At 50.7% G+C, this 24433-nt stretch carries 15 protein-coding genes; 3 read left to right on the plus strand and 12 right to left on the minus strand.

Features of this window, described 5'->3' with window-relative positions:
* Positions 1-70: 70 nt before the first annotated feature.
* The 3 genes from C4F51_RS13070 to C4F51_RS13080 all read right to left on the minus strand — a co-directional run bounded on the left by C4F51_RS13070 (position 71) and on the right by C4F51_RS13080 (position 9960).
* Positions 71-1747, minus strand: a complete 1677-nt coding sequence (locus C4F51_RS13070; protein ID WP_202987683.1) for a tyrosinase family protein — start codon at positions 1745-1747, stop codon at positions 71-73.
* A gap of 239 nt (positions 1748-1986) precedes the next feature.
* Entirely contained in the window at positions 1987-3681 is a 1695-nt protein-coding gene (locus C4F51_RS13075) for a ShlB/FhaC/HecB family hemolysin secretion/activation protein (protein ID WP_193910478.1), read from the minus strand.
* Between the two features lie 72 nt (positions 3682-3753).
* Positions 3754-9960 (minus strand): MBG domain-containing protein, encoded by a 6207-nt coding sequence (locus C4F51_RS13080; RefSeq protein WP_193910480.1) that lies wholly within the window; start codon positions 9958-9960, stop codon positions 3754-3756.
* 263 nt (positions 9961-10223) lie between these two features.
* On the opposite strand from C4F51_RS13080, the gene C4F51_RS13085 reads away from it, so the two are divergent.
* Positions 10224-10400: a PLDc N-terminal domain-containing protein gene (locus tag C4F51_RS13085; RefSeq protein ID WP_193910482.1), complete on the plus strand. Its 177-nt coding sequence runs from the start codon at positions 10224-10226 to the stop codon at positions 10398-10400.
* Between the two features lie 177 nt (positions 10401-10577).
* On the opposite strand, the gene C4F51_RS13090 is transcribed toward C4F51_RS13085, so the two are convergent.
* Positions 10578-11489 carry a hypothetical protein gene (locus C4F51_RS13090; protein ID WP_202987684.1) on the minus strand — a complete coding sequence of 304 codons (912 nt, stop codon included), beginning with the start codon at positions 11487-11489 and terminating at the stop codon, positions 10578-10580.
* Positions 11490-11988: 499 nt separating this feature from the next.
* Between C4F51_RS13090 and C4F51_RS13095 the strand changes: the two genes are divergently transcribed.
* Positions 11989-12624 (plus strand): carbonic anhydrase, encoded by a 636-nt coding sequence (locus C4F51_RS13095; RefSeq protein WP_193910484.1) that lies wholly within the window; start codon positions 11989-11991, stop codon positions 12622-12624.
* Between the two features lie 322 nt (positions 12625-12946).
* On the plus strand, positions 12947-14644 hold the full coding sequence (locus tag C4F51_RS13100) for a pectate lyase family protein (protein ID WP_193910486.1): 1698 nt from the start codon (positions 12947-12949) through the stop codon (positions 14642-14644).
* Positions 14645-14735: 91 nt separating this feature from the next.
* Here C4F51_RS13100 and C4F51_RS13105 read toward each other — a convergent pair whose 3' ends face one another.
* From C4F51_RS13105 to C4F51_RS13140, 8 genes are all read right to left on the minus strand, one after another.
* Positions 14736-17579: a TonB-dependent receptor gene (locus C4F51_RS13105; protein WP_193910488.1), complete on the minus strand. Its 2844-nt coding sequence runs from the start codon at positions 17577-17579 to the stop codon at positions 14736-14738.
* Positions 17580-18177: 598 nt separating this feature from the next.
* A complete protein-coding gene (locus C4F51_RS13110; protein ID WP_193910490.1) occupies positions 18178-20625 on the minus strand; it encodes a TonB-dependent siderophore receptor in 2448 nt (815 codons plus the stop codon).
* A gap of 387 nt (positions 20626-21012) precedes the next feature.
* Complete coding sequence (locus C4F51_RS13115; RefSeq protein ID WP_193910492.1) at positions 21013-21324, minus strand: hypothetical protein; 312 nt, start codon at positions 21322-21324, stop codon at positions 21013-21015.
* An 87-nt stretch (positions 21325-21411) separates the two neighbouring features.
* A complete protein-coding gene (locus tag C4F51_RS13120; RefSeq protein ID WP_193910494.1) occupies positions 21412-22380 on the minus strand; it encodes a FecR domain-containing protein in 969 nt (322 codons plus the stop codon).
* Positions 22377-22910: a sigma-70 family RNA polymerase sigma factor gene (locus C4F51_RS13125; protein ID WP_193910496.1), complete on the minus strand. Its 534-nt coding sequence runs from the start codon at positions 22908-22910 to the stop codon at positions 22377-22379. The genes C4F51_RS13120 and C4F51_RS13125 overlap by 4 nt, the downstream gene beginning before the upstream one ends.
* A gap of 71 nt (positions 22911-22981) precedes the next feature.
* Positions 22982-23608: a phosphoadenosine phosphosulfate reductase domain-containing protein gene (locus C4F51_RS13130; RefSeq protein WP_193910498.1), complete on the minus strand. Its 627-nt coding sequence runs from the start codon at positions 23606-23608 to the stop codon at positions 22982-22984.
* 20 nt (positions 23609-23628) lie between these two features.
* Entirely contained in the window at positions 23629-23853 is a 225-nt protein-coding gene (locus tag C4F51_RS13135; RefSeq protein WP_193910500.1) for a hypothetical protein, read from the minus strand.
* A 128-nt stretch (positions 23854-23981) separates the two neighbouring features.
* The gene (locus C4F51_RS13140; RefSeq protein WP_193910502.1) at positions 23982-24422 is read right to left on the minus strand and encodes a hypothetical protein; all 441 of its coding nucleotides are present in this window, start codon (positions 24420-24422) and stop codon (positions 23982-23984) included.
* Positions 24423-24433: the final 11 nt, after the last annotated feature.

Here is a 24433-nt window from a genome sequence, read left to right on the forward strand (position 1 = left end):
GCCAAAGTGACTGGCAGTTTTTAAACCATGATAGAAAAATGCCCGACCTTATCAGGCCGGGCATCAAGGATCAGGGGCGAACCGCTGTATTTTCCAGTCGGATCGAACCGACAGAAATTCCACTGCTGGAATTTGCCTGGGGAACCGGACGGCTGGATAAGGTGGTAGGCTCAAAAGTGACGGATACACTATCCGGACCTGTCAGCCCCAGTTTGGACACATCTTCCGTTACGTTAAAAATCAGCTGCATGCCTTCGCTATGATCATGGTGATGGTCTGAATCGCCGGCACCGAACAAATTGAAGGTTGCCACATAAATACGTTTGTCACCCTGCTCTTTGTTGGCGATATAGATGTCATAAGTGATCGCTGGCGCACCATCAATGGTTACATTCTCCAGAATCAAATAGGTTGCCGCTGTTTCCTGCAAGGCTTGCGATAAGACGGATGCTCTTAAATTATTGGCAGCGGGTTGTAAATTCACCGCAGCCGGTTTGCCACGTAAGACAATTTTGTCCTGATGGGTCAGCAACGCATGGGATTTCAACGGTGATTCTCCTGCAGTAGCAACCAGATGAGATTCCTGTTTTAACACCGGCTCTTCACAACGAAGATCGGCGGCGTAACGACGAGGAAATTTATTTTCGTCAAAAACGTCGGCGATGGTCACATCCACCTGATTGCCACTTTCATCGGCAAAGGTATAACGGATGTTGTACCAGCTATCCGGCATACCGAGATTTTTTTTGGCCCAGGCGAGATCCTGCTTTTGTCCGCCAGCTTTACGATCCAACCAGCATTGCCACAAACGATCAATATTGGCGTGGTGCATATAAAACACAGGATCAAGCCCGGCAATAGGCACAAAACCCATATCCGGGGTAGCACAGCCGGTGCCTACTGCACAGTGCATGGCGCCATGCGGCTGGTTTTGCAAGTTGTTTGAGAAGTTGGTGAAGTCGTTAAACGCAAAAGCCTGACGAGCACTGGCAGTTTGCACGGTAATTGAAGTGGAATTGTCGTTCAAACCCGGTGTGCGCCAGGCATCGAATAATGGATCACTGGCGGATTTTCTGACCAGGGCAGGAATTGCCAGCCCTTTGCCATCCTTGCTTCTTTCTTCGTAGTAGTTCCAATAAGGCAGCGAGAAGTTGGCATCGCCGGTTTGCTTGCGCAAGGTTTTCTCATAAAAGTTCAGGTACATACGGTGCCATGGCAAAAAATTCAAATTGCCATGCTGACAGGTGCCCCATACATTGTTGGTGAAGCCGTCATCAGGTACGGTCGTATTCTCCATGTGCGCATAATATTCCTTACAGGTTTTTTCACCGAGCTGCGGCAAGCACTCCGGCATACGGCGTTTGATGTAGGCATCAAGATCGGTAGCATTGCCTCCGGCACCAAAGTAACCGTGGGTGTTTGACCAATACGCAAAACTGGTGCGATAGGCAGCGGAATCCGGTTTGGCACTGCTATTGGCCCGCATGCTGGCAATTCCTTTTTCAAGCGCAGCGACTTTGCTGGCATCTTTGGAGAACTCCAGAACACTGATGCGCGGGGTTTCAGCGGCAACCATCGAAGATAGTAATAATAGCGAGACAGGCACTGCAGACTTCGCCCATCCTTGTAACGTTGAATGAAAAGTTTTCATCACTATTTCCTTATATAAAAATGGCGAAAAAGAAACCAGCGTCAGTGCTGGCCGCTGTTTCATAGCGGGCACGACCTGATAACGAACATGTTTCATTGGAAACATCTGCGCAGTATAGAAAAGCTTTGGCTGAATAAAATTTTTTTGTTATGAGCTGTAATATCACGCTGTTTCTGGCGACACACCGAACACCTGATACGCCATTCAAGGCGGAGGTTTCATCCCATACCAGCTGTTCAAAGGTTTACCCTTACTAACAAAAAATCGCGCCCATAAAAAAAGCACTTGTCTGTGAGGACAAGTGCTTTTTTTATGGGCGCGACAAAAAAATTACATCAGAATTGCCAGATAGCCTGTACCCAGGCACGCGGATCGCGGTTATCAATTGCAGAGTCACGGCTGTCTACCGGTGTGGCAATAGTGCCGCTTACGTAGAAGCTGTCATGACGCCAGCGAGCTCCCAAACCGGCAGCACTCAGGTCGATGGTATTTTCCGCATTGCTCCAGCGATTTTTATTGCGTTTCAAATCACCGTGGTCGAGCAAACCAAATACTTGCCAGGCACGGTTGATGTCGTAACGCAATTCCAGGTTGGCAATCCAACCCTGATCACCACTCGCCTCGCCTTGCGGGAAACCACGCACCGCATAAGCGCCGCCCAAACTTAATTTCTCGGAAGAATCCAGGTTCTTGCTGGCGAACTGGCCGTGCACTTGTGCGTGCAAACTCCATTTGCCACCCAGATTTTGCAAACGCATGATCGATGGTGTCCAGCGATAGAAACTGCCATCGGTGCGTGCAGTAATGCTATCAATTACCTTGTCGAGGAAGCTGTTGATTTGCAGTTCACCGTGGGTGTAGGCCAGGCTTGCGCGTGTAATACCGCCACCCCACAAGTTATCACGCAGATCACCGGAAACGGTCAAGGTGTACAGCTCGGAGTCTTTATCACTCAGGCTGCCGAACGTTTTGATTTTGTCTTCGAGATCTTTGCGGTCGTACTGCAGCTGCGCTTCAAGATTGAAGGCGCGGGTGCGCACGAAATTCTGCCGAACAAAGGCAGTGGCAATTTGCGCATTACCGGTCGCGCCGATATCGGCAAACTGGTCGCCCAGTTCGTAATCCATATCGGACCAGGCACCTCCAATTTCAGTCGCCCAGGGGCCAACCGGAATCGCATATTGTGCGCGGAAGAAAATTTGTTCTTCGTCACTGGCCAGCGCACGCAAATCCAAACGGTCGCCGTAACCGGTCGGGTTGTTAACACGAACGCTGGCACCCAGTCGGTATTCACCAGTGTAACGGTTACCAAAGTTGTCCAGTTCAACCGTACCGCTTACCAGCGGAGCCGGTTCGGATTTGATAATCAAATCAGTGGTACCCGCCTGGCTACCAGGCGCCAGGGTAGTACTGGAACGTGCGCCGGTGATGTCAGATAAATGCAACAATGGCGTTTCCAGCGGTTCAGCGGTAACCAGCTGGCCAGCTTCCACTTTTTTGAAAGGCCGCTGAATAACGCTGTCTTTTACGCGGGAGGTGTTTTCCAGGCGCACTTCACCCAAACGACCTTCCAACACCGCAATGGTGATAACACCGCCGCTGACATCCTGTTGTGGCAGGTAGGCACGGGACAGGAAATAACCCTGCTCGCGATAATGCAAGGTGATACGCGAGGCGGCTTCTTCCAATTGTGCCAGCGTCAGCGTTTTGCCTTGCAAATCAGCCACCAGCCCCACCAATACGTCGGAAGAAAAAGCGCTGTTGCCTGTTACGGCAAAGCGCTCTACCAGAATCGCCAACCCGCCATCATCGGCATTGACTGCCGGTGCTTTATCAGCGGGCAAGGTCACTTCACTTTGGTTTTCCGCACCGGCTTCAAAAGCGGGGGTGGATTGAATGTCACGCAGAATAGAGCCGGAATCCGGCACTACCACTTGCGCGTGTGCCATAGCCCCTTGCAGCACTAATGCAGAAACGAGCGTGTAGCGATTCAAAAACAAACCAAACAAAACATTTTTGTTGTTCAACATAATCCTGATTCCTTGCGGTAGCGGCCAGCACTTACGCTGGCCGCTGGCCGGTTATTGTTTGCCTTCTGCCTATTACTGTTTGTCTTCAGAAATCTCGGTGCGCTGATTCAACAGACGACCTTCAAGGGTGTCGTTGGTTGCAACCGGATGCTGATAGTTAAAGGCTTCCTGACGGATGCGATCTTCCGCTACGCCCATACCTTGCAATGCGGTAGCAACCGCATCAGCACGCGCGCGTGACAGACGGTCATTCAGCGCCAGAGAACCGGTGCTGGAGGTATGACCTTCTACCAATACTTGCACGCCCGGGTAGCGTTGCAGCTGCGCGGCAAAGCGACGCAAATCAGCCAGATAACTTTCCGCAATCACCGAGCTGTTAACCGGGAAACGAACCGGCTGCGGGAAGATCAGACCCAGTGCCGCGAGCCGATCCGGATCAATACGCACACCGCCGTCCAATACCTGCAAGGTGATACCGGATTCACTACCATCCAACAGCGGACGCGCTTCAAAAATATTTGCGCGGTTTTCACGGCCCAGGGCTTCACGCGCTGGCAATTGGCTGGCGGTCAGTGCAGAACCGTAGTTATCGCCCGGGTTGGAGCTGAGCAAGCTCAGGGTTCCATCGTTAAAGCTGACGGTGTAGTTGTTGCTCGCCAGTTGCGCAGTGGGGGTTAAACGGTAATCACCCGGAATTGGCAAATCCAGATCAGAGGTTACGGTAAGGCTGTTGCCAAATACGTCGGCAATGGTATCGCCTTCTACCAGACCATCAACGCGAGCAGTGTAAGGCGGCAACAGATTCCAGTAAGTGCGAATATCGTTGGCGGTCACGGTGAGCGCAGCCGGGTTAATTTCCAGGCTGCCATCGACTGTGGTGACCTGGTAGTTGCCGGAGCTGACAACATCGCCTTCTACGTTTACGCGGATTGCGTAGGTGCCCACATCACGACCTTCATCGCGGCTTAATGCCACCACCAGCGTATCGCCATCAACAATGCTGCCGCCGGTAATTTCCCAACCCAGTGCAGGGTCAGCCTGGCCGTAGATTTTTGACAGTACATCGGCAGAAATTTCAATCGCACGCGGGGTGATTACCAGTTGGCCGTTATCAAGGCTGACACGGTAGTTACCGCTGGCCAGAACACCACCAACAATACCGTTAATCGCATAGGTACCGGCATTTTCACCGGCTTCGCGGGACAGGGAAATCAGGTTGGCAATTTCACCGGCATCGCGCGGGGCAATACTGCCGGAAGTGATGCGCCAGGCGAGTTCAGGATCAAGGTTGCCATAGACCTTTTCCAGATCAGCAATAGAGATACTGATCGGACGCGGTGTAATGGTGAACACACCGTTATTGATAGTGACGTTGTAGTTGGAAGACGCCAGATCGCCCGTTACCTGACCGGTAATGGCGTAATTACCAACATTCTCACCCGCCTGACGGCTGAGCACACCGGTGAGCGTATCGCCGCTGCCAATGGCACCGTTAGTAACCCGCCAGGTAAAGGCCGGATCAAGATCGCCGTAAATTTTGCTGGCGTCATTGATGCTGAGGGTGATGGTAATATTTTGCGCACCAACTTCCAGTGCACTTTCCGGGGTGACAATATTAAAGCCTTGCTGGGTAGACCAGAGCTTGTCGGCTTTCAGCCCGTAAGTACCGGCATTGGTAGCGCCCTGTGAAGTGCCTGTGTATTCCAGATCGCTGGTGCCCAGGGCATCCGACGAACCGTAAGGCGTACCGTCTTCACCAAAGGCGGCAACAAATTCTGCATAGCTGTTGCCGTAACGAACACCGTTACCGCTGGTGCCGTTAATTTGATGGCGACCGCTGTAAGCACCACCATTGTAAGTAACAACATCATCGTAGGCAGTAACTTCAATATCGCTGAGGAATGCACGCAACAAAGGTGCAGTCTGGCCTTCGTAAATACGCCATACCGCATTACCGGAACCGTCTGCGTTGATATCCCAACCGGCAAAGCTGGCAAGGTTGGTAAATTGGGCAGAGGTTAAACCGGTGCCGGTTCCGGAACCATTATTAGCACCAACTCCATCGGTTAAACCGGAGGTTTCGATGTTCCAGAAGCTGGAAACGATACTGCCATCCGGCGCGTTATCTCCCACCAGGCCGCCGAGCAACCCGTTGCCTCCTACCGCACCAGTGGCATAACTCTGCTCAATAACACCGCTGTTACCTGCCACCAATCCGCCGGCGACGTCTCCACCCCAAACATCACCCGTCGCGTAGCTCTGGCGAATAATGCCGCTGTTTGAACCAACAAGTCCCCCGCTACCGGTCTGTTCCGGATTGGAAGCAGAAGCAATGACATTTCCGGTAGCGTAGCTTTGCTGGATCAAGCCTTCATTGGCACCCACCAGGCCGCCGCCAATCACAGCATTGTTAATATCAACACTGGAGTAGCTTTGCTCAACAGTACCCTCCAGGTTCACCCCGACCAAACCGCCGGCAATAAATGCATCATTGATTTGCCCGGACGCAAAACTTTGCGAAATTTCCGCATCAGATAATGCAAGTCCTGCGATTGCGCCCACCGGAGTAAGCGCAGTGGATGCAACGGTTATATCAACGTCAACCAGCCCGAGATTGGAAACCCGGCCATTCAATACGCCGAAGAGCCCAAGACCTAAAGAATCGCGGTTGATGGCAAGATCGTTTATCACAAAACCTTGTCCATCCAGATTTCCGCTGAACACTGTGGAGCCTCCGCCCACCGGCGCAAAACCACGGCCGCCCCACACATCGGAATAGTTACCACTATTACCCGCCGCAATACTGGCAGCGGTAGCAGAGGCATCAAGGTTGGTCATCAGGGTGTAGTTGCCAGCCAGGTCTGCTGCCATACCCTGCAAGTCATAAAGATTATTAATTTCACCGTTACCGGAGAGTAAAGCGCGCAACATCGGGCGGGAGGCATCTTCGGCGATAAACCAGGTGTTGGTAAAATCAAAGCCTGTGTAGCTGTCAGAGTTGTATGCCGAATCATTAATACCCAGGTTAGCCCAATCACCGATAAGAGCCGTTGCACCTGCATTTGAACCCGTACCCGTTGCAACGGCCTGCCCGGAAGTAAACACGTCCCAGAAACTGTTGGCGATGGTACCGGCATTATTACCAACCAGACCGCCACGGGTTGCTGCGTCAGTTGATGTTACGTTGCCTGAGGCATAACTGTAGGCAATAGTGGAAGGCGAAGAATTGAGACCGACCAAACCACCGGTATTTTGCGCTCCCGCTACGCTACCGGTAGCGAAGGTATTTTCAACCCGCCCCAGGTAAATGTTGCCAACCAGACCACCGACACTGGTATTTCCTGTAACGGCACCGGTCGCGTAGCTATTCGAAAGTAATGTTCCTTGAAAGCGTCCAGCCAGACCACCAACAAATTCATCACCTTGTACCGTCGCCGATGAGTAGCTGGCTGTGGTGTTACCACTGGCCTGAATACCTATCAAGCCACCGGTATAATCACCACCGGTCACAGTCCCTGATGAATAAACTTTATCTATATTGCCAAAGGCCACCCCGGCCAATGCGCCGATTTGGTCCGCCCCCGACACAGAGACCCGCTCAAGCCCCAGATTGGTGACCTGAGAAGCGTTACCCAGGGCGCCAAATAAACCAACAAAATCCTGATCAGCACGATTAATAGTCAAACCATCAATCACAAAACCTTGACCATCCAGGCTACCGGTAAAATGCCCACCGGAATTATTACCAACAGGCGCAAAACCACGACCGCCCCAAACGTTGGAAGTATTTCCGTTAGCGGAAATTAACGAAGCATCAATGTCATTCGCCAATACATAAGTACCCGCCAGGTCAGCGGCCATACCTTGTAATTGGTAAACGTTGGTGATTTGGTTGCGACCGGAACCGTCCTGAGTAAAATTCAGCGATGCGCGCAACATCGGACGGGAAGAACCTTCGGCGATAAACCAGTCACCGCCGGCAGTGAAATCAAAACCGGCGTAATTGGCAGATTGGTAGGCGCTAACCCCGGACGAATTCCAATCACCATTCACCTCACCAACCACCTGGGTACCAGTGGTATCCGTACCGATAGCGGTTGCCCGCCCGGTGGTAAAGCTATCCCAGAAGCTTTCGGTGATAGCACCAAAGTTCACCCCGACCAAACCAGCCTGGTTTACACCGGAACCGTTGACCAGTCCGGTGGCATAGCTTTGGTTGATAGAGCCATAATTCCAGCCGGTCAAACCGCCCACCGTGGCTGCGCCACTAACCGCACCGGTGGCATAACTGTGGCTGACATTGCCATTGACATCATTCATGCCCGTCAGGCCACCAACTGTCTGCCCTCCGCTCACAGCGCTGGTGGAATAACTATGGCTGATATCACCATTATTCCGTCCCACCAGGCCACCCGCCGTATCCGTACCCTGTACGACACCGGTGACATAACTTCCACTAATAACACTGGTACGGTTTTCTCCTACCAACCCACCTGTTTGACGCCCCCCGCTAATATTCACCCGGTCCAGACCAATATTGGACAGCGTAGCTCCCAGGGTGACGCCAAATAAACCCACATCATCCAGGCCGCTACGATTAATAGTCAGGCCATCAATACCGAAACCCGCGCCGTTCAAGCTGCCTGTAAACATGGTATCGAAGGTACCAATGGGATTAAACCCTTCGCCACCATTCCACTGCGCTGTACCGGATGCATCAATGTTATTAGCCAGCACCGCGTGGCCACTCAGCTGCGTGGCCAGGCCTTGCAAGCCGTAAATATCCGTCAACCGCCAGGGCGAAGCATTGCTGCCACTACCGCCGAGTGCACGCACAAAACTGCCGCCTTCGAGGCGGAAGTCACGGGCCGTAAAGGTAGGAAGATTGGTAGCGACCTGGCTCCAGCTGCCATCCAGCAAGGTGAAGCTGCCAACGTTGATATGACCTTCGGCACCGGTAGTGATGTTATTGCCAGCCGATAAGATCAGGCCGCCGGTGGGCGCATGCAGGTAATCGTTAAAGCGGATGTTGTTGTGCGCCGTCAGTTGCAGTGTGGCGCCGCCACTCCAAACCAGCGGATCGACCAGCGTAATATTACCGGCCTGATTTCCTGATGCCGCAGTTTCCAGGGTTACGTTGGTACCACCATTCAAACTGTTTTGCAGTGTCTGGCTGTGCGCATGGCTGACATTGTCATCCGCGCCATCGGCGCGATAACTGATTTCCAAATCGGTCGGGTCGAGCAACCAGGTACCGGCTTTGCCTTGCGGTGCCGCTGCAGTAATTTCTGCGTGTCCGCTGATTTTGACAATAGCACCGGAGGTTTCAATAAAACCGCCATCACCACCATTCGTTGCGCTGGCATCCAGCTTGCCCGCTACTTGCACGGTACCGCCATCAAAGCTGCCCAACAGCATAATCTTGCCGTCGCGTTCCTGCAGGGTGCGTGCTTCAATCACACCGGTGTTATTCACTACCGTTTGCAACAACGCATCGCTGGCGTGTGCGGTCATCCATACGCTGCCGCCGTCTGCCTGAATCAGCCCGCCATTATTAACCAGCGCTTGCGCGGTGCTTTCATCAATTTGAACATTCAGTAAACCGTCACCGGCGAAATCCAAAGTCACCTTATTACCGGCTGCCATAGCAACATTACCGAGGCGCGCGCGAATAACGCCCTGGTTGCTGACCTGCCCACCCAACAGCGCGACTGCACCGGTATCTGCCACGGTGATGCTACCGAGGTTGGTAACCTTGCCGGCATTGCCCTGCCCGGCAAAGGTGAAATGGCCATTGGCAAAATCGGCATCGCTGATATCCAGCGAAGAAGCGACCAGCGAGCCGACATTCACCTGAGCCGATTGGCCGAACAGCACGCCGTTGGCATCCAGCACAAACACTCGGCCATTGGCATTGAGCTGGCCATTAATTTGCGTTCCATCACCGGTCAGTACACGGTTGAGCGCATAGGAGTTAGCGTCGGGCTGCAGAAAGGTAACTGTCTCCCCGGCGGAAATATCAAAATTTTGCCAGTTGATGGTAATCGCATCGGTATGCTGATTAATGAGAGTGAGCGCGTCCTGATAATTGATATGGGCATTGCCATCAACGACAACACCACCTTGCGGAGCGGCCATGGCGCCATGGGTTACCGACGCAATAACCGCAGCCAGTAACAACTTGCCATGTGGGCCTTTACGGCTGCGTTTTGCATGTCCGGAAACCGGCTGACTGGAGCGCGTTAACGCATTCCGGATCAGGCTAAAAGTATGGTTCATAACACTCCCCTGTAATTGCATAGTAAACGATCAGCTGATGGCGCTTATAACTGAAACAAAGCTGCTATTGTATGTTTATCACTCAACTAAAAACAATGATTATACATAACAGCAGATTACAATCGGCTCACCTGCCTGCTCACAGAATATGACGACTGCTTCCCCCTCAATTGTTTGCTGGTTTAACAACACCGGATCACCAGAAGCCGACGTAAAAGCAGCTGCTATACTCAAATCACCTAACCAGTGAACAGGAGATCATAATGGGTATTGAGGTAAGCGGATTTTTTGGTCTGATCTTATTGATCTGTGTGATATATGCGGTTGTTAAAACCATTCAAAGTGGAGCCGGCACAGGAGCCAAAGTTATCTGGATTTTGGTACTGCTACTATTACCCTTTCTCGGTTTTATTCTCTGGCTGCTATTTGGCCCGAAATAAAAATGAAATCAAAAAGCCCGGATGATTCCGGGCTTTTTTTTGCGTTGCTGTTTTGGAAATTATGACTCAACCATTAAAACAAAAGAGCAATTAAAATAATGATTGGAATGGGCACGCCCAGGAAAAACAACAAAATAGATCGCATAGTCTTTCTCCACTTAGTGCAAACGAAATATATTACCGAATTACCGCACGATCACGCTGACGGCCACCAAAGGTAGCGGCGAAGCTGGCGATAAAGGCACCGATCAACAAGGAAATAAACAACCACAAAGATGCATAAGCAGTCGCTTTTGCAGCTGTGTCAGCCGCTTCTTTAGCCGCTACTTCGGCTTCTTGCAGGCTGGCGTAGGCATCACGCACACGGCGCTCGGCTTCCTGTTGATTAACATCGGTATATTCGGCAATAACACCGGCAATATAACGCGCATCATTTTCTGGCAGACTGTCATTGCGAATAGCATTAACAAAGATGCGTGCTACCTGGGTACGTGCATCAGCCAGTGCCGCACGATCATCAGCAGAAAGATCATTGCCTGGTTCGCTACGGAACAGCGAGTCCCACAAATACCCGCTACCGCCGGCAACTTCCTCATCGCTGGCTACAGCTGCAGCACCTGCAGTAGCAGCTGTGGCAACAGCGCCACCGGCAATCGCTGCGCCCGCTTTAACACCACCACTAATGACACCGGTAACGGCAGACGTTAACAAAGTAACGGTAATCAGGGTAGATACTGCCCAAGCCAAAAACCCGTGCGCGGTATCGCGAAAGTAAATCTCGTCAACATGGGTTGTTGTCCAGCGCGAACGCAAACGACCGGCGAGATAACCACCCAAAGCAGAAGCAGCGAGCGAAACAAAAGTCACCCAAAGAACGGTAGTAACACCGAACGTTGTGGCACTGATCCCTTCACCGGACCAGGGAGAAATGGCAGAGAAACCAAAACCGGTTCCCAGTAGCAGAAGAATTAACGACAATATTGCAGCAGCGATAGCACCGGCAATAATTGCCCCCCAGGAAACAGCAGACGCCTCCAGCGCAACAGGTGCGGTTACGGGTGGCGTATTTTCACTGTATGAATGCATCATGACCTCCATTCATTGGTACAAATCAGAATGAAATAATTAAGGGAGTTTTTGTTTATCGTTAAAGTTGCCAGACTTTTAAAAACCACTGCCTTCAAAAAACATTTCCCTGTCCTGTTTCTTTAAGATAGTTATTTTTAAAAACCGATAACACGGATATCAAAACAGCCAACTGCGACTGGCATATTTTTCTACCATTTTTAACGCACTTTAATTTCAGTAATAAATACCTTACTGAGATCCCAAGATTAGTCCATAAAAACGTTGCCGCCATAACAGAAGCAGATTGCTTTTGGAAAACCATGATCACGTCAACTTTATTGAGGCTTTTGACGCTGCCACCGCAATTATTTTTCTCTTTATAGGCGTAACGGCTACATTCCCCATCCGCAGCTGGCCACAAAACCCACAGCGGCTATTCACCATCATGCTTAAAAGATATAACCCGGTGCGGTTTTTACCGATATAATTTGGCGCCGTTTTCAATACAGGGGAACTATCCGTGATTGCAGCATTAGAAGCTCTCGAACGTCTACAGACCGGCAACCAGCGTTTTGTTGCCAACGAATGCCTTGGCGACGCAGCCATCAGTCATGCCCGACGGGCAGAAGCCACCCTCGGCCAATCGCCTTTTGCCATTATTCTCGGTTGCTCGGATGCCCGCGTACCCGCCGAGCTGGTGTTTGATCAGGGCATTGGTGATTTATTCGTCATCCGCGTGGCTGGCAATATTGTTGCGCCGTCATTGATTGGCAGTGTGGAATTCGCAGCAAGCCAGTTTGGCACTCGCCTGGTGGTGGTGCTTGGCCACTCACGGTGTGGTGCAGTCAAAGCAACACTGGATGAATTACTGGAACCGGGAAAAACCGGTTCACTGAACCTGCGCTCCATCGTCAATCGCGTTCGGCCATCGGTGCAAGGTTTATTAAAAACCGATTTGCGCCACAACCACGATGCCCTGATTCAACAAGCGGTGCGCAGTAACGTGCAAGCATCGGTTAATCAGTTGCGATATGGTTCCGATATTCTTGAAGATCTTATTGAGCATCAGGGGCTGGCAATCGTAGGTGCCGAGTACGATCTGGATACCGGTGTGGTCGATTTTTTTGAAGGCCTTGATTTACTTCCGCAAAAATAAAATGCACAAAAACCTGGATATTTTTTCACCGAAATAATATCCAGGTAATCATTTCGTTTATCTTTACAAAAAATAATTCATCGCCAAACACCGATGCACTGCGGCTTCAGCTTTATGCTGGCACATTTTACAACCACGCAAGGTTTGACCGTTGATAAGCCGGGTGGTAAAACGAATTAACTTGCCCGCAGAAATTTCTCTAACAGCATAAAAACACTGTATTTTTCTGCAACCGATTTCAACGCTGGCGAGTATGCGATTACTCTGATCGCAGCGGTAGTGAGAGCACCGTTTTAATAAATTTAAAAACCAGGAGTTTTCTATGTTGATCCCTCGTGATCACGCGTTTACGCGTGGGCGTTCGCTCGCAGTCGGTTTGTTATCCACCATGATGTTAGCGGCTTGCGGTGGTGGCAGTAATCCACAGTTACCCCGCGATGTTGGAGCCAATTCATCAGCATCATCCAGCAGCAACTCTTCCAGCTCATCATCATCCTCCACCCCAGCCCTGGTCGTTCAGGACGCGCCACTAGGTTGGGTTAACCATTACATCAATGATAAAACCGGCAATCAGCATCCCATCAGCGGTGGTGAAGGTGCAACCGCAGAAAGCACTTATGTGGTCACCAACCGCAAGGAATTTCGCGATGCTCTGGCTAACGTCAACAGCCCTACCTATGCAACCGACCCCGCAGCGGCGCGGCTTGAGCCAAAAATTATTTATGTAAAAGGCACTATTTACGGCAACCAGCTGGATGATGGCAGTTTTGCTGATGAAAACTATTACCGGGTAACACCGAACAACTCCCGTTTCTTTTTTGATCTTTACGTAAAACATTACGATCAGGAATATCGCGATGCCTTGCAGAAAAAAATTGACGAGACGGGCGATCAGGCTGCCAAAGATGAACTGGATTTAATCAGCCGTTCCGAAGGTGGTCGCCGTTCGCAATTTGCCAATCAGCAAAAGGCTGTGATTGAATTTACCGTACCGGCCAATACCAGTATTCTCGGTGTAGGCGATGATGCAAAACTGGTGGATGGCTACCTGTCCATCAATACTTTAAATACCCTGAAAGACGCGGTAGACCCCACCAACAGCAACATTATTATTCGCAATATGGAATTCCAGGCACCGCTGGATCTGGCTCCGGCATGGTCACCGTCAGACGGTGAACACGGCAATTGGAATGCCCGCTATAAAGCCATCACGGTCATTACCGGTCGCAATATCTGGATTGACCATTGCACCTTCTCTGATGGTGAACACCCGGATTACCTGGAACCGCGTCCGCTGCCGGTATACTTGCCGGAAGAGCAGCGCAAACTGATTCAGCGTCATGATGGCTTACTGGATATTGAGGATGGTTCAGACTTCATCACCATTTCCTACAGCATTTTCAAAGACCACGATAAAACCCTGATGATTGGTTCCGGTGACAGCCGCGGCGCACGTTATGACCGCGATGGCAATCTGGAAGAAGGCAGCGACCGCGACCGCAATCGCATCACCTTTTATGGCAACCTCTGGGAAAACTCCACCCAGCGCTCACCGCGGGTGCGCTTTGGCAAAGTGCATTTATTCAACAACTATTATGTGGGCGATACCGATCAGGAAGAATATAAAACCTCTTACGCCATCGGTATGGGCGTGGAGTCCAGCATTCTTTCTGAAAGTAATGTATTCGAATACACCGGCAGCAAAGCCAATGTCGATTTGATTCTGGATAACTATTACGGTTACCAATTCAAGGACAACGGCTCCTGGTTAAACGGCACTGCCATATCCACTGAACTGGAAGCTTCTGCCAAAACCAAAACCGAAGCCAAACGCACCGCCGCCGAAAATGCCAACAATAAACTGAAAGAAACCGATCGCTTTATCATCGGCGATTTCACCACCAACCTTGGCTGGACACCGCCTTATGAGTACACCACCGGTGCTTCTGCCGAGGCAGTGAAACATTATGTGCTGGAAAATGCCGGGGCAGGAAAGCTGAATATTCAGCCGCCGCAATAAAGCGGTAAAACGCCAACTTTAGTGAGGCCAATAAAAAACCCGGCAATTTGCATTGCCGGGTTTTTTATTGGGAAAGAACAACCAAAAGGGTTTAGAAAGTTGCTCTGATGCCCAGGTAGACTTCACGTCCGGTAGAGTTGAATTCACGTACGAAATCCAAATCGCCAGTCGGGCCTGTGGTGTAGCTACGCTCTTCTTCTTCCATCAGGTTGACCGCTTCCAGACGAATCGTCACGTTATCCGTCAGGTTGTAAAACGCTGACAGATCCAGACGGGTTGGGCCGGTATTAAACTCTCGCGCGTTACCATTCGAGCCGGAAGTCGCAGTTACATAATCATCGCGGTTATTCCAGGACAAACGGGTACCCCACTTGTCGGTTTCGTAATAGGCGGTGAAGTTGTAACTGTCTTCAGACAAGCCCGGCAGACTGCTCACGGTGCGGCCAAAGGTCGCTTCAGATTCCACATGCGTGAAGTTGGCAGTCACACCGAAGTTGCTCCAGAAACCTGGCAGGAAGGAGAAAGGTTGCTGATAAGTAATTTCATAACCGGTGAGGTCAGCATCCTGGGAATTTTCCGGACGGCTCACGCTCCAGGTACCGTTAGGCTGGGTTACGTTGGGGTCATACAGCGGGCTGCTTGGATCGTACTCGGGACGCAAGGCAACAACTGCAGCAATCGCCGGGTTAAGCGTACCGCTCACCGTTTGTTGTGCAATAAAACCTTTGATCTCTTTGCGGAAAACCGTTAACGCCAACAGAGACTCATCGTTGAAATACCATTCCAGACTTACGTCAGCAGAGTTGGCCGACACCGCTTTCAAATCCGGGTTACCACCGGAGATGTTGCCGTTAACCGGCGTAACCGCCGTAATTGCCGGTACCAGGCTGCCCAGACTTGGACGGGTAATGTTTTTAGCTACGCCAAGACGCAGCAATAAATCATCACGCAAAGCCCAGGTCAAATTGAGCGATGGCAAGGTATCGCGGTAATTACCTTCAGCTTCAATTGGAGCAACAACGCCGTTCACCAGGGTGTTGGCAGTTGCCGTGGTGTCAGTTTCTACAACACGCACACCGGCATTGACATACAGCGGTTTGCCCGCCAGATCAAATTCGGTATCCACTTGTCCGTAAATACCAACGGTAGCTTCTTCTACGTTCCAGGTGAGGGTGTTGGTCGGGCTGGGTTCAAAGTTGCCGGCGTTGTGCGCTTTAATAGCAACGTTAAAGTCCTGCACCATCCAGTCACGCGGGAAGCCGGCTGGCGGATTCAGCGCGCTGGCAAAACTGCCACCCACTTGCGATTTGAACGTAGTTGCCATACCGGGGAAATTGCCAACCGGTGTATTGGCGGCCGGCGTGGTGAGACCTACCGGGTTGAAGGACAGCGAATCCACTTCACGGGTATTGGAAATAATACCCAGCTTGGTGTTGAAGCGATCACCGTCTATTTCCAGATCCAGACGCGCGGTATCGTTGGTACGATCAATCACGTCCTTACGAATCGTCAAACCACCACCAACGGTGTAGTTATCCGGGTTCAGCATATCGAAACCATAAGACATGGCGGCGATATTGGGGTTGGTTGCATCAAAGTTGAAAGTGCTACCGCCTACAGGGCCGTCAATATTGAAACGGTATTGCTCTTCCTTGTGCTCGGAAGTGGCGCGACCGAGCAAGCCTTTCAAACGAACGTTGTCGGTAAAGTTGTAAGTACCGTTAAAAACCGTTTGCAGGAAATCGGTTTCAGAATATTGCGCGCGACTTTCTGAACGTGGTCTTACGCCTTCAAAGGTGCCTTTGACAATGTAACGACCGGTGGGGTCAAGGGTGATTTCGGTCGGCGTAACATTTTGCCACTCATTACGGAATTGCGCCGCATAGTTGTAGGAAATACGGTCATTTTCCAGCGTTGAAGTCACCACGTCCACGCCCAGTTCCAGCTTGTCATTGGGGCGGAACTGAATACCACCGGTAATACCGGTGCGGTCTACGGTGTTGCTGAAGTGGTCCATACGCGGCAAGCGTGGCATCCACATGTAACGCAGACCATCCGGATCAGCAGCATTGTAGTTGCTGGAGTTCGGATCGGTCGGATCAGGCAGGCTCGCGTCAGAAAGTGTAGCCGCCGCATTAGGCGTACCATTCACAACAGTGTTGGCAACGCTTTTCCATGAACGGTTTTCCGTCGCGGCCGAGGCGTAACGCACCGAGCCATAACCTTCCTGCTTCACGGTACGTTCGGATTTGGCGACTGAGAAAATCACGCCCAAACGATCGTCGAGAAAGGTGTTGCTGATTAACGCGGTGAAGCGCGGGTCAAATTCGTCGGCGGTGCTGTCAATGGTACCCTGAGCGCCAACCACAGCTTTGAAGCCAGGGTTGTCCAGAGGTTTGGCGGTGTGCAACTCAATGGTACTCGCCAGACCACCCTCTTCTACCGCAGCCACCGGCGTTTTATGAATATCAATACGGCTGAACAGTTCTGACGCAAAAATATTGAAGTCTACTGCACGACCACGGTTAATACCGCCGGACGAGTCAATACCACCACCACTGGCGGGAACTTCCATACCATTTAATGTGGTGCGGCTGAAATCTGCACCAAGACCGCGCACACTGACCTGACGACCTTCGCCGCCTTCACGGGTAATAGCCACACCCGGAACACGCTGTAAAGATTCGCTGAGGTTGAGGTCAGGCATTTTACCGATGTCTTCCGCAACGATACTTTCTTTCACGTTGGCAGAATCACGTTTCTGATCCAGCGCATTGGCCAAACTCGCACGGTAACTACCTGTTACCACAAGTTCTTCAATGGTTGATTCATCAGAGGCTTGTGCAAAAGCCGTTGAAGGCAGTGTTACAGCCATGGTCAGACTGGCGGCTGCTACAGCAATAGCCAAAGGGGTTTTACGGGTTGATTGTTTCACTGGTAATCCTCTACTTCATTATTATTAGTGGTCCTCATCCCTGTTTAATGCATTAAAACAGGAGATGACTGCAGCACCACGTTCCTGTGATGACTCCTGAATGTCACATCAACCGAGGCGTCTCTCCACCTGCTGATGCGAATCCATGATGGTTGACTGAAACCGTGTTTCCATCACCATCGCAGAATAATCATGGAAGTTTGCAAGTTTTGCAAGTGCTGTAGAAACCATCGATACACTGTTACTCAAATAGCGCTACGAGGTAACACCTTTAACAGCGGGTGCGGCCAGAGAAATGAGCAAGATGTGTTGCCAGCGAAGAAGCCCGCCGGATGATAGTTTCCATCATAAGAAATAGCGGCATCGATAAAATGATAAATTTAATCATTGAAAATAGCCGCCGCGTAAATGATAAATTCAATCATTGAAAATGGCTGCTCGCCTGAATGATAAATTCAATCATTGCAAATAACGGAAGGTGGCAAGTGAGAAAACGCGAATGAAAGGCGGCATAAAACTGCCGTCTATAGGCAGTCTATTATTGCAGAAAAAAAGCCACCGGCAGGTTCCCCCTACGCGATGGCTTTTAGCCGATGACTTAGTAAGTGGCGCGCAAGGTTAGAGATACGTTGCGTGGGTCACCGTAATAATAAGCAAGACCACTGGCACCAATATTTTTATAATAAACCTTATCAAACAGATTATTGGCATTCAGCTGAATGGTGAAATTTTCGTTGGCATTATATTTCACCAACGCACTAAATGTAGTGTATCCAGCTTGCTCAGCACGATTGTTGCCACTAAGTACATAGATATCACTCTGGCCATTCAACCCACCACCGATAGTCCATGCCGATAAATTACCTGGCAGATTCCAACTGGCGAACACTTTCACTGTATGTTTCGGGTCACGAGTTCTCAAAGGCTGTCCAACATTACCCGCGCTGGTATCTTTGAGGTATTCAGTTCTATTGTAGGTATAACCGGCAGTCAACTGAACTCCCGGGAGAACTTCACCGGAGATGTCAGTATCAACACCTTCGCTACGGGTTTCTCCATCAGCAACCCGACAGTAACCATTGGTGTACCAGGGTGTACAGGGATTGGGGCTATTGAGATCATTCATTGCCTTGCCCACATTGTCGATGCGGAAAAGAGCAAAGTTTGAAGTTAAACTCCCATCGTAAAACTCACCCTTAACACCGACTTCATAGCTTTCGCCACGAATAGGATCTACCTGCTTGCCATTGATATCCAAACCGGTCTGGCTTTTGAAAATTTCTGTGTAACTGAAATAAGCACCAAAATTTCTGTGGAAATCATAAATAATGCCAGCATAAGGTGTTACTTCATCCTCTACCTTTTGCGTACCGGAAGATGTCTTCCAGTTGCTGACCCGCGCACCAAGAATGACGCTCAGCGGATCAGCCAAATACAATCTCGTGGATGCCCATGCACCGTCCTGCTCAGTAGTTGAACGCGTATTAACTCCCTGAGGATTCAGGCTCCATTCCGGCATACTGGTGTAAGGATTCCAGTGTCGAATGTCTGTATCCCATACAAAAACAGCGAAGTCACAGTAGGAGTTAATATTGACGCTCTTCGACCACTCAGCACCCACATTCAAATCATGTTGTCTACCAAACAATGCAAATGATCCTTCCGCTTTCACGTCAATGTGCGTCTGATCAGAACCGGAACCTTCACAAACACTTTTCTGGACATCGTAAGCATAGGGGCTCGGGTTCGAAGCTGTTTTCACAAAGTAAGTTTGTTCAAAACCATTTTCATCAATTTCAAAACGGGTTCTGGTCGCAGTTGCTTCGACTTTCCAATCGTTTTCAAAGGTATGCACTAACTCAACAAAGCCTTGTGTATTGGAACGATCCCAGCGGTTATCTGCTGCACCGAGATAAGTTTCACGCGGTAAATCAATCGGTTTGCCATTAGCCAGCGCCGGTAATCCACCCCAGGAGCCGGATGTATCCAAATGCGTATATTGCAACGAACCTGTCAATATTGTTTTTTCAGTCAGGTGCCCCTCCAGGATACCGTAAATAGTATCCTTGGCGTCTTCGCGGCCGGTCTGAAACAAATCACGATCCTGCCACGCAACTACCAGACGACCGCGTACACTACCCGAGTCGATCAACGAGCCGGATACGTCTCCTTCCATGCGGTAATCGTTCCAGGTACCCATCGCACCACTAGCACTAGCCTGGAAGTTTTCGGTAGGTCTTTTGCGAACCAGATTGATGGTACCGGACGGATTACCTTCACCACGCATCAGGCCGGTAGCACCACGGATCACTTCAACACGGTCAAAAAGTGCCATATCCGGCTGCACGTAAGTACCACCACCGGCACCTGACACAACGGTAGAACCATCGTATTGAATTGCATCAATTTGATGGCCACGGGAGAAAAATGAAATCCGCTCACTGTCGGTATAATTGATAGAAAGACCAGGAGTGGTTTCTACCAATGATTCAAGATTTGTGATTCGCTGATCATTGAGGCGTTCACGGCTGAATACTGTTAAGGAGTGTGGCACTTCACGCAATCTCTGATCACTTTTCATCAGACTTACACCACCAACGGTATAAGAACCATTACCTTCGCTGCGCATACCCAGACCTTCGGCATTCACTTTTACCGAGGGCAACATAACCTGGTCATCACCCACGTGACGCAGGGCGTAAACGCCGTTGTTGCTTCTGATCAACTCGAGCGAATGGCCTTTTAACAGCTGCAAAAATGCCTGATCAACCGTATAAGCGCCGCGTAAACCCTGGCTTTGTTTGCCGCTGGTAATGGCGGTGTCAAAAGACAAGGCAACGCCGGCAGCACCAGCAAACCGGCTCAGTACTACACCCAGTTCACCGCCGGGAATCTGGTATTGCTTTACCGCCTGGGCTTCGCTGGCAGCAGCTGCCTGGGCATAAACCGAAGATGCGGCAACCGTCATGCCTGCCGTACCGGCCAGCAATGGAATCAATAGTGTTAACGCGTGTTTCTTAAAAGTGTTGTGTGTGTTTTTACGCATAGCTCGCAGTCTGTAAACTGCCCTCCTGAATCGGCACCAACCATGATAGGGGCTAACTACCCTTCATGATGACGACCGCATCATTGCTGTCATTGGCTGCCCGGTGTATGGCATACGCCGGGCGTTTAAAAAGCCGTAGGCTGTTGTTATTCAGCTTTCATGTGCAAGGTCGTATCAGTTTTCAAAAGGGACAATCGAAAGGAAAAATTTTTTATTATTTTTTGAAAAAGAAATTACGGCAGGCGCAGGCAGGATTTAACCATCCGCAAACGGGATAGCTCAGCAAAATGCAGACGGTATAGAAAGGAAGAAGCATCGAATTGAACAAAGCATCCTTGCTTTGGTAGCAGGTGCCGGGCGATCAGGCACCGGTATTATGAGCGGATATTAATGCTGGTGATGCGAGTGGCTCGAAGAATGGTCGTGCCCGGCTGCTTCGGATTTTTTACCGGCGTTGATTTCAGCGCAGGAAAATACCTCTTCTTCCTCGGTCGTGGTATTTACCAATACCGCCTTGTGAGAAGGAAAGTGAGCACAAATGTCCGCGAGGTTTTCTTTGGCTTGCTCACGGGTTTCATAGCTTTCATGAAACCGCGATTCTGCCGGGCCGTCCGGAGACAACCTGACTTCAAAACTGGCCAGTGCCGGCAAGGCTGCCAGCAACGTAATCAAAAACAATGACTTGCTGAATGTTTTCATAAAATACCCGCCAGAATCAGGAAAGGGGTGAAACGGCGGCCACTTTACCACAGCGCCAACAGCCTGCAAGCGCTTCCGAAATGGTGGTTATGCCTTGCGTACCACCAGCCGGGTTTCCGCCAACGGCCCTAATAACTGCCAGCGATATTCAATATCTACCGGCACACTGGTGGCAATAGCTTGTAAGGCCATGGCGATATTATCCAGCGGAAAAGCACCGGATAACCGCAGTTGACGAATGCCGCTGTCGGCACGCAAACGCTGCACACTGTAACGGGATAATTCATCGAGCACCTGCGACAAGGGCCAGTTATGTACAATTAACATACCATTGCACCAGGCGTCTGCTCCTGGTTGCAGCGGCTGCGCGGGCAGGCATTTGGTGTTGGAAAATGACGCTGTTTCACCAGCGGTTAATAACTGCCGCTGGCCGCCGTTCTTCGGTGTAATTTCCACGTCATGCTCCAGTACCGTGACATGGGTTTCCTTGTTACCCACCCGCACCATAAACCGGGTGCCCAGTGCTCGAACCTTGCCGTGAGCGGTCATCACCGAAAGGGGTCGGTGCAACGGAGCTGAATCCGGTGCGGTAGTAACGAGAATTTCGCCCTCGCCCAACACAATCAAACGCTCGGTAGCAGAAAACACAGTATCGATAGCAGAAGCTGTATTCAGCACAAGGTTCGACCCGTCCTCCAGGGTGAGGCTGCGGCGTTCGCCAGTGCGTGTTGTATGTTGGTAAGCCGGGCTTGTGAGCGCAGAATAACCGGCGGCTGTTAACGCCCCGCCGGAAATCGCCAACACCCCGGCACCTTTTAAAAAACGGCGCCGCTGCAAAACCCGCTCACTCTCGCTTTGTTGCCATACCGCTACCGAGACACGACCTGGCATACCTTGCAAGCGACCTTGCAATTGCTCAACCTGCCGCCACGCCCAGGCGTGTTCTTCGCTCTGGCTTACCCACTGCTGCCAGGCTTCAAGATCGTTGCGGCAAATATCGTCCGAACAAAACTCGGCGTACCATTGCGCGGCTTCTTTCAACAAAATTCTTTTCAAGAGTCGCTATTATCCAAAGCAAACAACAGGCACTGCTCGGTGGCACGCGCCATATACTTTTTTACCGAGCTGACAGAAACCGATAACTGCTCTGCAATCACCGCGTAAGACAGCCCTTCCAGTTGCGACATTAAAAAAGCCTGCCGGACATTATGGCCAAGGCCGTCCAGCATAAGGTCAATTTCATACAGGGTTTCAATAACCAGCAAACGCATTTCCGGAGAAATATCTTCCGCTTCCGGCAGGGTTGCCAGAGCTTCTTCCCAGGCACGCTCCAGCCGTTGCCGGCGGAAATAATCCACCATTACGCGACGGGCAATGGTGGCCAGATAACTGCGCGGTTCGCGAATAGCCAGTGCATTATCACACCGCGATGAGGCACTGATAATGCGCACAAAGGTATCTTGTGTAAGGTCGGCAGCATTTTCCGAGCAGCCAAGTTTTTTGCGCAACCACCCCTGCAACCAGTTGTGGTGATCGTTATACAGCACATGAATTTGTTCATGTGTAACGGATTCGGCAACAGTCATAAAACAGAACATCCAGTAAGAATCACAGGAATTACCGGTACGACAATTGAAAACGCATCACCACAACCCGTTCATACGTGCAAACCGCATTCGCGGTTGGCCAGCACTTTGGTCGGGTCAAAGTAATCGTCGTTAAAAGGTAACTGGTGCTTGTTGGCATATTCCGTCATTTGACTTTCCGTCCAGAAAAACCAGGGCGACAACTTGAGACAATTAAATTTCTTGTCCCAACTGAAAATATCCAGCGAGGCGCGATGGTCAGTTTGTTCCTTGCGTAAACCGGTAATCCAGATACCGGGTTGCTGCTCTGTCATGGCGCGCGCGAAAGGCTCAAGTTTTACCTCTTCGGTAAAAACGCGATGAGCAGTTTCGTCTTCCAACGCGGGAATACCGCCATACACAATATTGCGCCGGCTGCGAGTGACCCGCGGGGTGTAGTAATGCACCTGTAAACCCAAACGCAACGTAAGCTCTTGCGCCTGACGGTAGGTTTGATTGGTGTTGTAACCATGATCAACACAAATGACCGGCACACCACGTTGTACATCGTTAATGGAGTGCAAAATCACCGCTTCATGCGGGCCAAAGTGGGTTGTTACCACCGTTTTTTGCGGTTGGGCCAACGCCCAGGTAATTACATCCCGTGGCGATTTATCGGCAAATTCGCGGTTCAGGCGTTCGAGTTGGCTTTGATCCATGGTCGGGTTTACCTGTCTGGTTAGGGTCTCATCATTTGCAACAGACATATCCGGTAACCCTCATCCACCAGATGCGCCTTCAATTCGAGAATGCGATCCAACTGGCCAGGACGCACGGCTTCCACCATGGTTACCAGCAACTGATCCAGTTCCTGGTTTAACAAGCGCAGGGAGAGTTGGCGCTTTACGATTTCACAATCGATTTCAAACGCCGAGCAGAATGAGGTACGAAAAGGAAGCGTCACAGCCGTTGCCAATCAGTCAATGCAAATGAGAATGATTATAGTTTTATCATTTGGCGCTGGCAAGAGGGCCGGGCAATCTTTACATGGATTGCCCGTGTTTTAGCAAAAAGCGCCCGGGGCGTTTGAAATCAACGAGGCTCTACGTGCGAAGGTATGGCGGAAGCGTCTACTTTGGCGACCATAACGGTCAGCAGCTCTTCACTGCGGGTTGTCCTGACATTAAAGTTAGTCACATTGACTGGCGTTTCAGCAATGGCAAGCCGGCTCTTTCTCTCATGATGAGAGGGAATTCCCTCATTGTTGGTAGAGGTGATTGACGTATTGATCGAATAAAACCCTTCGGCGGCCTCCGCATCAATTTGCACCGCCGCATCAAAACTGTATGCATCCTCGGTAGACTGCAGGGAGATAATCCCTTCTGTTCCTTCTGCAACAAACAGGCTCATCGGTTTTTCTACACCATTCACAACGTGCAAAATATCAACGCGGAAAATTTCTTCAGCAAACGTAGCGGCCGAACTCAATGCGAGGGCGGCACATAAAACACGCGGCATATTTTTCAAAAACATGGTTTAGCTCC

Origin of the sequence: Cellvibrio polysaccharolyticus, assembly GCF_015182315.1 — a bacterium.
GTDB lineage: Bacteria > Pseudomonadota > Gammaproteobacteria > Pseudomonadales > Cellvibrionaceae > Cellvibrio > Cellvibrio polysaccharolyticus.